Origin of the sequence: Pseudoalteromonas mucoides, from assembly GCF_049257175.1 — a bacterium.
Taxonomy (GTDB): domain Bacteria; phylum Pseudomonadota; class Gammaproteobacteria; order Enterobacterales; family Alteromonadaceae; genus Pseudoalteromonas.
Map to the genome: position 1 here is coordinate 126,863 of NZ_JBMMUC010000011.1, position 12,974 is coordinate 139,836.

Here is a 12,974-nt window from a genome sequence, read left to right on the forward strand (position 1 = left end):
CTTATCAGCTTAACTTCCTTAAAAGATGTAGGGGAATAGTAGTGACATTTAATAAAATAAAAATCTTTGTTGCGGTTGCAGGCATATTTATGGCTTCGGCGTCTTGTGCAGCTATTAAAGTTGACTCTGCGAAACAGACAGAAAAGCCAAATATCATTTTCATTTTCGCTGATGATTTAGGTTGGGGAGATATCAGTAAACATGGCCATCCAGATATTCGAACTCCAAACATTGATAGGTTAGCAAATGAAGGTTCTGAATTTTATCAATTTAGTGTGTCTAACCCTGTATGTTCTCCTAGTCGAGCAGCGGTTTTAACCGGTCAGTATCCGGCAAGAAACAGTGTTCATCGTCACTTTGCCACTTATGAGCACCACGATAATTATGCCATGCCAGATTGGCTAGATAAAAATGTTGTGACCATGCCAAGAGTTTTGCAACAGGCGGGCTATAAAACGGCTCACTTCGGAAAATGGCATTTAACCAATCGAAATATTAAAGATGCGCCATTACCCACTGAGTATGGGTACGACGAAGCGGCTGTATTTAATGGGCCGGGTCCACAAACCGATACCTTTAAATTATATGATGATGCGACCGATTTTATTAAACGTAATAAAGACGTCCCTTTTTTTATTAATTTATGGATCCACGAAACACATACGCCGCATTATCCGCCGCAGGATTCCATGGCAAAGTACACCCATTTAAACGAGCAAGATCAAGTTTATGCTGCGGTTGTAGATGGAGCCGATCAACGTATAGGCAAAATACTAAACCTGTTAGATGAATTAAATTTAGCTGAAAATACACTCATTGTGTTTTCAAGCGATAATGGCCCTGAAGTGACGGGGTCGAAAAATAAGCATTTTCACCATCATGACCCAGACGGAAAAGTAGAAGGTATTGACCCCTTAGGCACATATTTTAGTGTTGGTACAACTGCAGGATTACGCGGACAGAAACGTGACACTTATGAAGGTGGATTACGGGTTCCCTTTTTAGTGCGTTGGCCGACCACGGTACCAGCAGGGCGAGTAGATACTGAATCCGTTGTGACCGCGGTTGATTTATTACCTACTTTTGCAGACATTGCGGGTGCAAAATTACCTCAAAATTACCAACCTGACGGGCAAAGTATTCTGGCTTTATTAAAAGGTGGCACTTTGACGCGTGAAAAACCTTTGTACTGGCAATGGCAATATGGCAAAAAGTCGGGCAAAAAACCAATGCTTGCGGTGCGTGAAGGACCCTGGAAGTTATTCTATTTTCAACATGAAAACCGTATCGAACTCTACAACATTATGAGAGATCGCGGTGAAACGATGAATGTTGCCAGTCAGTATCCAGCAATTGTTAAAAAGTTAACTGGCTTAGCAATCGCTTGGAACGAGACATTACCTACATCGCCTAAGCCATCGACATTCTCAGAATTAAGACAGTAATTTATTCACAATTAAAAAAGTGGTTTCAACACTGCAGTCGAACACTGAATTTAGCACTTTTACTTTGGGTAAAAACAGTTTCGAGTGCAAAGAAACGACACGTACTAAATATATAGATTATAGGAATAGCAATGAAATTAATAAGACAAAAGCTTGCAGTCTCAATTGCCAGCGCATTACTTCTTTCTAGTGTGATGTCTATCCCCGTATACGCACAACAAAATAACGCAGAAGCAACGCAATCTATGGATGAGTTGTGGGGCGATAGCGCTATCGACAAGGCCAAGCATGCCAATGCAGAACGTGGCGAATGGTTTGCACAAGACAAATATTCAATGTTTATACATTGGGGATTGTTTTCTATTCCTGCGGGTGAGTGGCAAGGAAAGACGTACTATGGGATTTCTGAGTGGTTAATGTCGGGGCGCGTTGCTGATATTCCAAAACAAGAATATAAAGAATTAGCTAAACAATTTAACCCCACAGAGTTTGATGCAAAAGCCATTGTGCAATTGGCTGTTGATGCGGGAATGAAAAATATTGTAATTACCGCAAAACACCATGAAGGTTTTGCTATGTATCATTCGAAAAGCAGCACTTATGACATTGAAGATGCAAGCCCATATAAACGTGATCCGTTAAAAGAATTAGCGGATGCATGTGCTGAAGCGGGAATAGGGCTGGGCTTTTATTATTCGCAAATGCAGGATTGGTACGAACAAGGTAGCGCTAGTATTCCATGGTCATCTGAAAAGCAAGAAGGCGATTTTACGGAATACTTTGAGCGTAAAGTTATCCCTCAAGTAACTGAGTTATTGACTGAATATGGGCCTATTCGCACAGTTTGGTTCGATACCCCAGGGGATATGACAAAGGCGCAATCTCAGCAATTAGTTGATTTAACCCGTAGTTTACAACCCCAAGCTATGATTAATAGCCGTATCGGTAATGGGGTGGGCGACTTTTCTACCTTAGGGGATCATAGCTTGTCACAGGTAAATCACCCAGGCCTTTGGGAAACGATAGATACAACGAACAATAGTTGGGGCGACGCCTGGTATGATAAAAATTGGAAGTCGGGAACAGAAATATTACATCGTTTAATTTCAACCGTGGCGCGTGGCGGTAATTACATGCTCAATATTGGGCCGAGAGGAAACGGTGAAGTACCCGAAATGGCAGCTAAAGGTTTACGCCGAGCTGGACAATGGTTATCACATAGTGGTGAAACTATCTATGGAGCAAAAGGCTCACCGTGGGGACGAGCGCAAGCATGGGGAGATATTACAGTTAAGGGTAATAAGCTATATTTGCATGTGTTTGAATGGCCTGAAAACGATCAGATTCACTTAGCGGGTTTAAAAAACGAGATCAGCTCGGCTCGACTATTAAATGCGCAAGAGCCAGGGTTTATGGAAAGCTTATTTGATTCAGAGCAAAGGGAAGTTGGCTACACGCAGCAGGATAATGGCTGGACAAGCTTCACATTAACGATGGAAAAACCTGACTCTTTAGTTCCGGTTATTGTTGTTGAATTAACCGGTGAGCCGCAAGTAGATACCACGATTGGTATCGATCCCAGTATTAAAACAACGATTAATTCGGTTTTCGCAAGCTGTGATGGCTGTACTAAAAAAGAAATTCGTTGGATGCAAAAGTTTGGTGATTGGAATTACGCAAACAATTTATTAAATTGGCAAGATAATGGTAAAGGCGAATGGAAAGTCGATGTGGCTGAGCCGGGCGATTACTTTATAGAGGTGGAGTACTCAGCTGATGACATCGTTGACTTTAGTGAGTGGGTGTTCTCATTTAATGGTGAAATCTTAATGATGCAAGCGCTCGATACGGGTGAACGAAAAAATTCTAAGCGTCAAGGCAAAGGAAAAACTCTATATCGTTACCGCACTGATGAAGTAGGCGTGGTTACGCTTAAACAAGGTAAACAATCTATTACTGTTACCCCGAAAGGTCAGGTTGTCGGTGGTGGTATTAATCTTCGCGCTATTCATTTAACGCCTATTGTAGAATAAGGATTTCTGATGAAAAAAATACTACTGGCATCATTTAGCTTTTCAATGCTAATGAGTGTATCCGCGGGTGCCTTAGCCGGCACCGCGAAGGCAGAGAAATCTGAGCTTATAAAACCAAATATTATCGTTTTTTATGTGGATGATTTAGGCTGGCAAGATACCCCACTCAATGATATCGATGAGCCTACTCCGTGGGAAACTCCTAATATGGTAGAGCTTGCGAAGCAGGGCATGAACTTTACACAAGCTTATTCTTCGGCGCCAACATGTGCGCCATCAAGAGGCGGATTGTTATCGGGTCAGCACCCTGCAAAAACAAATCTGACCCACGTTTTAGGTGCTGGGCTGCCAGCCCCTCGAAATAAACGCACTCAACTTATCGAACCTTTCTATAACGATCATCTGGCGGATGATATTTTAACCTTGGCAGATGCGTTAAAAGCAAACGGTTATAAAACAGGTCATGTAGGTAAGTGGCATTTAGGGCATTACGCCAGTAATGCACCGAAAACGGCTGGTTTTGATTTTTCATTTGATAAACGCGGTGTGCACTCAAACAGCAAACAACGCCATAAAGATTTTGATAACGCGAAGTTTCCACTAAGCAAGGAAAAGTATCCGCCATACAGTGAAAAGCATCCAGATGGTATTGCTTACCCACTTGATTTGGTAACTGAAAATGCATTAAATTTTGTCCAAACAAATAAGGATCAACCTTTCTTTCTTTATTTAGCACATTGGATGGTACACACGCCAATCATTACTAAAAATAAAGCATTGCTTGAATACTATACCGATAAACTGGGTATCCCTTTCCCAACCACGGCAGATCCAGTTACAACAGCTGGTCAAACTAATCCGTATTATGGCGCGATGGTGACAACGGTTGATTGGAGTTTAGGTCGTTTGGTGTCGTTATTGGAGCAAACTGATGACCCGCGCAATCCAGGTAAAAAGTTAATAGAGACCACTTATATCTTCTTATCTTCGGATAACGGTGGAGCTGAGAAGTCAGGTAAAGAAATCATTACCGATAATTTTCCTTTAGACATGGGTAAAAAACATACTGAAGAAGGCGGGATCCGAGTGCCTATGGTGGTAGCGGGCCCAACGGTCAAGAAAAATGTTAGTCATCACGGGATCGTTAATCAGCTTGATTATTACCCAACTATTTTAGCACTCACGGATTCAACGATAGCTAAAAATGACAAAGAAAAGTTAAGCGGTGTTAACTTGTCGCCGGTACTGCAAGACGAAAATAAGCCAGCAACGTATGATAATGGTGAGGTTCGGGAAAATCTCTTTTGGCATTTTCCACACAATAGTGATCCGTCTATGCAAAGTGCTATTCGTGAAGGTGACTTTAAACTAACGTTACATCACATAGATAATAGCTATTCGTTATATCGCTTATACAAAGGTGGAAAACGCTTTGATATTGAAGAAAAGCACGATTTAGCAAAAATGCCTGAATATGCTGACGTAGTGCAGCAATTATCGAAAAATTTAGCGCAACTATTGGCTGAGAATAATGCTATTTTTCCAAAATTAAATCCGGAAAATGCAGCCAACGGCGTGACTAGATTATTGGTTCCTAAAGTTGCCTCAAGTACATTTAATCAAGCCGATCGCGTTGCACAAATTAAATTAGTGCCGGGTAAAACGAAGGTTAAAGAAGCGTATATGCTTTTAGAAATAGCAAAAACTAAAGGTAGCGACAAACGTGAAAAACGCGGAAAGCTAGTTATTACTTATAAAAAAGTACCTGTAGAGATTGATCAACAACAAATGACTGTTTCGGGTGTTGTTCCTAAAGAGCATGAAGCTTATGTATTTGTACTCATTGATGAGAATAACTTTTTAGTTAAATCGGATAGGTATCAATTGTAATTGTTAGGCTAGTAGGGGCATACGCTTAATTTAGGCTTATGCCCCAAGCCGTTACAGTTATTTTAAGCTCCCTGCTGGTTAGCTGATTTGTTAGTAGCCTTAAACGCAGCTGAGTAATGAACAAAAATAATGAAGGAAAGTCGATGAATCGCAATGCGTTAATATGTATAGGTATTTCGCTAGCACTGGGAATTACAGCGTGCAGCTCAAATAGTAATAACGGCAACAGCGTAAGTAATGATTTAGTGAGTAACCACGCCGATTCCGGCGCAGCTACACCGCCAAATGTGATTGTTATTTTAGCTGATGATATGCGTGCCGGGGTTACTGGATATGAAGGTCATCCGGTCATTCAAACCCCTAATATTGATAACTTAGCTGCCAATGGTACTGTGTTTGCCAAGAGCTTTGCTACCAGTGCTGTGTGTACGCCAAGCCGCACCAGTTTACTGACAGGCTTGTACGAGCGCCGTCATGGGATCAATTTTAACTCTAATAGTAGTATGACCGAGCAAGCATGGTCGCAAACGTATCCAATGTTATTAAAAGATGCCGGCTATTTTGTTGGCTGGATTGGTAAAAATCATACCCCAGTTGGTAAGAATGAGGCTGGTCAAACGGGTTATGACAGCGGCGTTATGGACAATAGCTTTGATTATTGGTACGCCAGTCATGGGCACTTAGGTTTTTATCCTAAAGAGAGAAAAAAGCACGCTATTTTCAAAAATGCCACCGCTGATACGCAAGTTGAGATTTTAGAGGAAGGTTTAGATAACTTCATGCAGCCCAATGAAGCGTTCCAGGCCGGTTATAACTTTCTTGACAGTAGACCAAAAGATAAACCATTTGCGCTGATGATTAATTTCAATGTGCCTCATGGTAATAGTACGTCTAGAATGAAGTTGCGTGAGAGTGATTTAGAGCTGTATAAATCCGCGTATAGAGATCAGATTGATGAAATAAATCTGCCCGATACTTACGTAGCACGAAAAGAAATAAAGTCGCCTAAAATTCCTAAAAATGTTTATAACGGCAAATTTAATAAAGGCTATGATTACGTTAAATCACCTGCGGCATTAAAAGAGCGAAAAATAAGAGAAATGCAAGCCATTTCGGGCATTGATAAGTTGATAGGTAAGCTCTTAAGTCACCTAGATGAACAAGGCATTGCAGAAAACACGGTGATTGTATTTACCTCTGATCACGGCTTAATGCATGGCCAGTTTGGTTTAGGTGGAAAAGTACACTTATATGAACCGTCAGTAAAAGTACCGCTGGTGGTTTATGATCCACGATTAAAAGATAACAAAGCGGATAAAAGTAATGAGTTGGTTGCCTTGGTTGATATTGCTCCTACCTTACTGGATTTAACCAACAACGACATTCCTGCACAAATGCAAGGACAGAGTTTAAAGCCGCTTATGCTAGCACAGAATAATGCGGATGCTAATAAGGATTGGCGTCAAGCACTGTTCCTCGAAAATATGATGACAATACAAAACTACCCGCGTATGGAAGGAGTTCGTACCCATAAATGGAAATACATTCGCTATTTTAATAAGAAAAAAGACCAGTCGTATGCAAAAATGAGCGTGGCTTCTATTAAGGGCGAAAAACCGGTGTATGAGGAATTGTTTGATTTGGAAAACGATCCGAATGAGATAAGCAACGTCATTAATGCGCCTGAAAACACCGAGGTTGTAGAGTTTTTACGCAGCAAAAATGCAATGCTAGTGAAAGAGCTTCGTGGTGATCAGCCCTACGCAAATTATGTCAGTAAAAAGAGAAAGAAACATTAAATTTATTTAATGTTTCTTGGTCTGGCAGTATAGGCAAAATTGCTTGTCAAACTGCTAAATTGCGAGATATAAGGATATACATGCTCAAAAAGCGCCACACAAGTTGGCGCTTTTTTATTGTAATATTACCTTTTCGAATTAGTCTGCATCATATCCACAGCGCATTATTTATTTTACACCTAGCTTATTAGGTAATCCTCACCGGAATAATAATAGATAGCTGAATACCCTCAATTGCAGCGACTTGCTCTGTTGTATGACAATAAAAAGTAGGTGGCTCTATAGCTGTACACATTATTCGTTAGCTGCTGGCCTGTTCTCCTGCATGACGTATGTAGCCGTTGCTGGTTGTAGTCCAGCAGCCTTTGCGTAGTGTTTCATGATTACGTTCTCCACGTCGTAAAGTAACCACTGTTGGTGGTTTATACGGTAACTTTGTCATTCAAGTGGCGGATGACTGGTGAGTCCAGTGTGCTTGGGCGCAAGTTAATGACCGATGTTTTAACTTAGCCGTTTTTTAATCGTGATACATACGCTACATAGGCAATGCTGTCGATGAATGACAACGAGCCTAATAGTAAGCCATGTGATATCAGCAACTCATTTGGATATAGGCTTAGGGATTGGCAGGGCGGCTATAAATAGCCTGGAGTTAGTTTAGGCTTTGTTATTGGTATGATATAATCACTTGAATGGCCCTAGATACATCGTATCGGGAGCACATCAGGGGTGCACTTAGTGTTGCATCAAAGCGCTTACTCTCCTTTAAGCGCTGTTGATTTTGTCGATAGGATTGCTGTGTAGTGCCACTGTTAATATCAGTCACATAATGTCGTTACGCTTAGCACTATGAGAGCGATGAAAAGCTTGTTTGCAGTACGGGTTTGTTGATGATTTAGTTTCTCTTTAACTAAGAGAGATTAAAGAGAAACTGACATCAGCAAAGTAATTTATTGAAGGCCCGCGATAGCTTTGATTTCAAACAATTTTAATGGACGTTGATGAATAATGACCTCATCCATTGCGCCGATAAAGCCTGAGCCAATTTCTACATTTATGCCTTTTCCATCAGTCGCTTCTGTGTCAAAAGTTGTTTGTGTTCCGCCAAGTGTTGTCGTTTCCAATTGACCGTCGACATATAATTTAGCGTTGGCTAGTTGATTATCGGGGGACACTACGGCGATATGATGCCATTGACCGTCATTAAGGTTGGTGGTGCCGGTTAGTGTGCCACCTGTCACGCTTAATCTCAGTGCATTGCCTTTTACCCGAACAACATACTGTTGGCCATCGACTACAGACGCATTACCCCATTTGGCAATAATGCCGTTGCCATTTTCAGCTCTTATCCACGCCATTGTTGTACGTGAGTCACTGCCGTTAACACCGTTATATCCTTTATTTGTCACTGTAGAGTCGCCGTCAAAGGCATATACTTCGCTGTCACGGAAACTGTCATACCCACCGACGATAACATTTTTGTTGGTAGCCGAACGTGCATAAATAGAACTATCTTCAGCAGTATTGCCGGCAGTTTCATTAAAGCGAAGGTGTAATGCATGTTCTAAGTCTAAATCAGCATCATCATCGAGAGCGATGTACTCTATTTCACTGACGGCTAAAGCTCGCTGGTGCACCGTGACTTTGTCGATCAAGCCTGTAAATTGTCCGCCTATTTCAACATTGCTGCTTAATTGGGTATTGAATGTGGCGGATGCGTCATTATTAACATTCACGTTTTCTAAAACCCCATCAATATATACGCGAATATTGTCAACAACATTATCAGCAGCAACGACTGCCAGGTGATGCCATTCATTGTCATTAAGTGCCGTGGTGCCAGTTACATCCGATCCTTCTAAGCTAAGCTTTAACTTGCCGTTGTCTAAACTTAATCCCCAATGTTCTGCGGTGGCATTTGCTCCCCAATTGATGATGCTGCCTTGAGCGCCTGATGTTTTTATCCATGCCATGGTGGTACGCGCGCTCTTGCCTGAAATACCTTTATAATTATCAAGGATTAACTGATCAGTTTGCGTAAAACTAGCGACTTTACCGCGTGCCCCATCATTAACAAAAGTGACCCCGTTTAGGGTTGCAGTATCTTGGTTTACCGAATCATCATAGGCCGTTGTACCGTCAGCCCCGTCTAAATTCAAATGTAATTGTTGTGCACGGTTAAATTGCATTCGTCTGAGTAATTTTGCTTGAGGTTCTGAAATTACTCTTGCTTCACCATTAGCTGTGCTACCTTCTTGGCTCAACGCCCATGTTAGCGCTCCACCAGCTTTTAAAGCTCTATTTAACCAATCAGAGCCTTTAGTTTCAGAAAACACCACTGTGCCGCCATTCCATGCTTGTTGCAGTGGCATAAACACATGTCCTAGAGAATCTGTATCGCCCTCAGAGCCGACAAACACGCCATTGGCAGTCGCTTCAATAGAGGTGAGCATGGGTAAGTTTTTATCATCAGACGACACGGAATTTACCAAAGGAGTTGGGTGACCAAAGGTGTAATCTTCCATGATATCAGGGTTATTGCTTAACGGTACTTTCTCCCCTTGATTGAATGAGACCGCAGCATCGCTATTTCCAGCTAAAGCGGCCGCGTGCAGTAAGTCAATATCGCCATAGGTTGCATGATCAAACCACCAGCCATCAATAAGATTTGCGTAACGCAGTGATAACGTTTCTACGATATTTACCATGGCTAATTCAAAACTGCGATGCAAGCTAGTTGCTGGGTAGTTTGCTAATACATGGTCTCGCCAGCGGTTCATATTCTCAGAGCAGTATACTTGTGTGTCAGGATCTGACACGGTGGGTCGTGTTGACTTACAATTGGCAATCGAATCATCGAGATCCATTGCTTTATCCGCGCCATGTTTCAGCATCGCTGGTCCTTGGGTGGCAATATAAGCAATCACTTTGATCCCTTTGTCTTGCAGTGCCAGCGCTATTTGGCCGAAGAGGTCAGAGCCGGGTAAAGTCGGATCATACAAATCATTTACGCTGTTAGGGGCTGACAGGGGGTTGACGGCTTCAACTTCAGCGACTGGTACAATAAAACGGTCACCAAAAGCACCATTTGTTAAGTTAAGCTGTACCCATTTCAGCCCTGGAAAAGAAGCAATTTTATCAACGGCAGCCGTTACTTGATAGTCAGCAACCACACTGCCAGAATAGGCTGTATCGCCACCTGGGATCCGGTAACTAATACCCCAGTGACCTTGCATCCAATGCGCTTTTATTATTGCTTGGCTCTGCTGAGCTCCGGGGTCTTCTTGGCCCTTATCAGCTTCAGGTTCTTCTTGAGTATCCTCAGTTTCGGGAGCTTCTTGGGTATCCTCAGTTTCGAGTTCTTCTTGGCTATTATCAGTCTTGATTTCTGTCTGGTTATTATCAGCGTTGGGCTCTGTATGACTATTACAAGACACAAGTCCTAAGGCTAACGCTGCGTAGCATACTGTGTAATAAGCTGTTCGTAATTTCATATCAGATCCTATTGTGTGTTTATCTGTTTTTTGTGTATGTGAAACAGTGTTTTATATACGGTATGTCGGAGCCTGTTAATTGTCAATAAAATGTTATATTTATTGCTTTTAGGGGGCTAGGACTTTTACTTCTTTGCAATTGTTATAGGCGGGGGTTGTTTGGTGGTCTTCAGCAACGGCGAACATATTCATAAATGTTAACAGCTCGACAGACAACGCTAGGACGATAAATTAAATGGCGCCTAGCGTTGCATATCAGCTATTACTTGCTGATATGCAAGAGAATGAGCGGGTATATTTTTAATAGCCTCTTTTTTTACTTTTTACTTTGCTCTTCTTGTAAATAGTGACAGGGACATCATTACTCCCTGTTTTCCCATCAACGCTGTAACCATTATAGACTGCTTGTTCTAATTGCTTTTTAAGCTGTGCCACTATTTCAGGTTTTTCGTTAAACAAATTAGTGGTTTCTGCCCGGTCGGTTTTCATATTGTATAACTGCATCGGTATGCTGTTATCACCGCCTGCACTGGTGCCACATGAACCTTTACAAGCGGCTAACTTCCAATCACCGACCCGCACAGCAAAGTGGCCTGATACTGAAGCATGAATCGCGATAGGGTGGGTTTGCTCCGCAGAGCCTTTTAACGCCGGCAATATTGAAAAGCTGTCAACCGCAACATTATTTGCCAAGGTGACATTTAATATGTCTGCGCTGGTGGCAAATAAACTATTGTGGACGACTGGTTTATCATATGTTGTCCCTGCCATAACGTGATTAGGCCAACGCACAATGTAAGGCACTCTATGGCCACCTTCCCATATATCAGCTTTGTTACCGCGTAGGTCTGCGGCTGGATGGTGACCCGCAGCGTGCAATTGGTTGATGTTTGCACTGGGAGATGTACCATTATCTGTAGTAAAAATAACAATCGTGTTATCTGTGAGTTTAGCTTTGTCTAACGCCTGCAAGATACGCTCAACAGAATTATTAGTTTCCAGTACAAAATCAGCATATTTATTAATTCCGCTTTTACCCACCCACTCTTTACTCGGGACGACTGGGCTATGCGGTGCACTTAAGGGCACATATAAGAAGAATGGAGTGGCTTTTCTTGCTGGATCAGAGACATACTCTACCGCTTTTTCGGTGATACGATTTAACATTTCATCGGTATTTTCTAAGTTGTACGTTACTTTATCTTGCTCAATCCATGTACCCATTTGTCTAGCATGATGAAAGCCCCAGTATTGATCAAATCCTCTTTCTATTGGACCACCCACTATTTTGGTGCCTATAGGAACCGCATCGTAAAATTTACCGCGACTTTTGTCTATTTGCGACCCTTTAGGTAATAAATATTTAAAACCAAGATGCCACTTACCTGTCATGGCCGTATCATAACCTTGGCTTTTTAAAAATTGTGCGACCGTTAAAGTTTTTTCATCAATTAAAGGTTCATCACCCACGCTCAGAGTGCCATCGGGTAACCTGCGGGTTTCGCCGCTTAAAACTCCCCTTTGCAGGCGAGTACGCCACGGATAACGACCTGTCAGTAAACCATACCGAGTAGGCGTGCAAACGGCAGAAGCACTATGTGCGTCAGTAAACATCATGCCTTCTGCTGCTAAACGATCAATGGCGGGAGTGTTAATTTTACTATTAGGATTAAATGCAGATACATCTCCGTAACCCTGATCGTCACTCATTATAAATATAATGTTTGGCTTGCTTACTTCTGCATACGAAAAGAGGGGAGCGAGTAAAAAGCCAGATGTGACCATTAACCTACAAAGAGTTTTTGAGGTACCTGTGGTGGTTTCCTTTAATTTATTTAAACCTGCTTGGTAGGTTTTGCTGCTCAGAATGCCGTTTGCGGACAAATCAACTCGAGCAAAATTTATTCTTTTCATAGTTCGTGTACCTAGTTTCAGTTTAATGTGATGTCTTATATGATGTATGTGCTGTTGAAAATAATTCTGTTGCGATAACGTGTGTTAATCGCTGTTTAATTTTTCCTTGTTACACAACATTCTGCTTAAATATTAAGCTTAATATAAGGTTCCTTACTCGAGCCTTGCGCACCCACTACGTGAATAAACGGCACTAGGCTGGTTATTTTAGCAAAGAGCAGTTACGACTTTATGTCATTTTTTAAGTTAAGCGGCCTCTGTTCTATCGCTTATCTGTGCTACGACACAATTAATTAAATATTCTATTTTTGCCCTAGCGTTGATTAATAATTTAAATCTAGCAGTGACTGCGAGTAGTTTACCTTTAATTTAATTAGTAATTTAAATAATTATTAATAA

At 41.7% G+C, this 12,974-nt stretch carries 6 protein-coding genes; 4 read left to right on the forward strand and 2 right to left on the reverse strand.

All coding sequences use genetic code 11. From position 1 onward, the window contains the following. Positions 1-41 precede the first annotated feature (41 nt). The 4 genes from AAEU30_RS13460 to AAEU30_RS13475 all read left to right on the forward strand — a co-directional run bounded on the left by AAEU30_RS13460 (position 42) and on the right by AAEU30_RS13475 (position 7,167). Complete coding sequence (locus tag AAEU30_RS13460) at positions 42-1,445, forward strand: sulfatase-like hydrolase/transferase (protein ID WP_421960925.1); 1,404 nt, start codon at positions 42-44, stop codon at positions 1,443-1,445. Between the two features lie 131 nt (positions 1,446-1,576). Beyond that, positions 1,577-3,478: an alpha-L-fucosidase gene (locus AAEU30_RS13465; RefSeq protein ID WP_421960926.1), complete on the forward strand. Its 1,902-nt coding sequence runs from the start codon at positions 1,577-1,579 to the stop codon at positions 3,476-3,478. A 9-nt stretch (positions 3,479-3,487) separates the two neighbouring features. After that, a complete protein-coding gene (locus tag AAEU30_RS13470; RefSeq protein ID WP_421960927.1) occupies positions 3,488-5,368 on the forward strand; it encodes a sulfatase in 1,881 nt (626 codons plus the stop codon). Between the two features lie 116 nt (positions 5,369-5,484). After that, a complete protein-coding gene (locus AAEU30_RS13475) occupies positions 5,485-7,167 on the forward strand; it encodes a sulfatase-like hydrolase/transferase (RefSeq protein ID WP_421960928.1) in 1,683 nt (560 codons plus the stop codon). A gap of 950 nt (positions 7,168-8,117) precedes the next feature. On the opposite strand, the gene AAEU30_RS13480 is transcribed toward AAEU30_RS13475, so the two are convergent. Both AAEU30_RS13480 and AAEU30_RS13485 read right to left on the reverse strand, forming a co-directional pair. Then, positions 8,118-10,661: a LamG domain-containing protein gene (locus AAEU30_RS13480; protein ID WP_421960929.1), complete on the reverse strand. Its 2,544-nt coding sequence runs from the start codon at positions 10,659-10,661 to the stop codon at positions 8,118-8,120. Positions 10,662-10,961: 300 nt separating this feature from the next. Continuing rightward, complete coding sequence (locus AAEU30_RS13485; RefSeq protein ID WP_421960930.1) at positions 10,962-12,575, reverse strand: sulfatase family protein; 1,614 nt, start codon at positions 12,573-12,575, stop codon at positions 10,962-10,964. Positions 12,576-12,974: the final 399 nt, after the last annotated feature.

Excerpts from the sequence above, each read along its gene's own strand:
- AAEU30_RS13465 (WP_421960926.1), top strand. The coding sequence starts at position 1,577 with ATGAAATTAATAAGACAAAAGCTTGCAGTCTCAATTGCCAGCGCATTA.
- AAEU30_RS13485 (WP_421960930.1), bottom strand. The coding sequence starts at position 12,575 with ATGAAAAGAATAAATTTTGCTCGAGTTGATTTGTCCGCAAACGGCATT.
- AAEU30_RS13475 (WP_421960928.1), top strand. The coding sequence starts at position 5,485 with ATGAACAAAAATAATGAAGGAAAGTCGATGAATCGCAATGCGTTAATA.
- AAEU30_RS13470 (WP_421960927.1), top strand. The coding sequence starts at position 3,488 with ATGAAAAAAATACTACTGGCATCATTTAGCTTTTCAATGCTAATGAGT.
- AAEU30_RS13480 (WP_421960929.1), bottom strand. The coding sequence starts at position 10,661 with ATGAAATTACGAACAGCTTATTACACAGTATGCTACGCAGCGTTAGCC.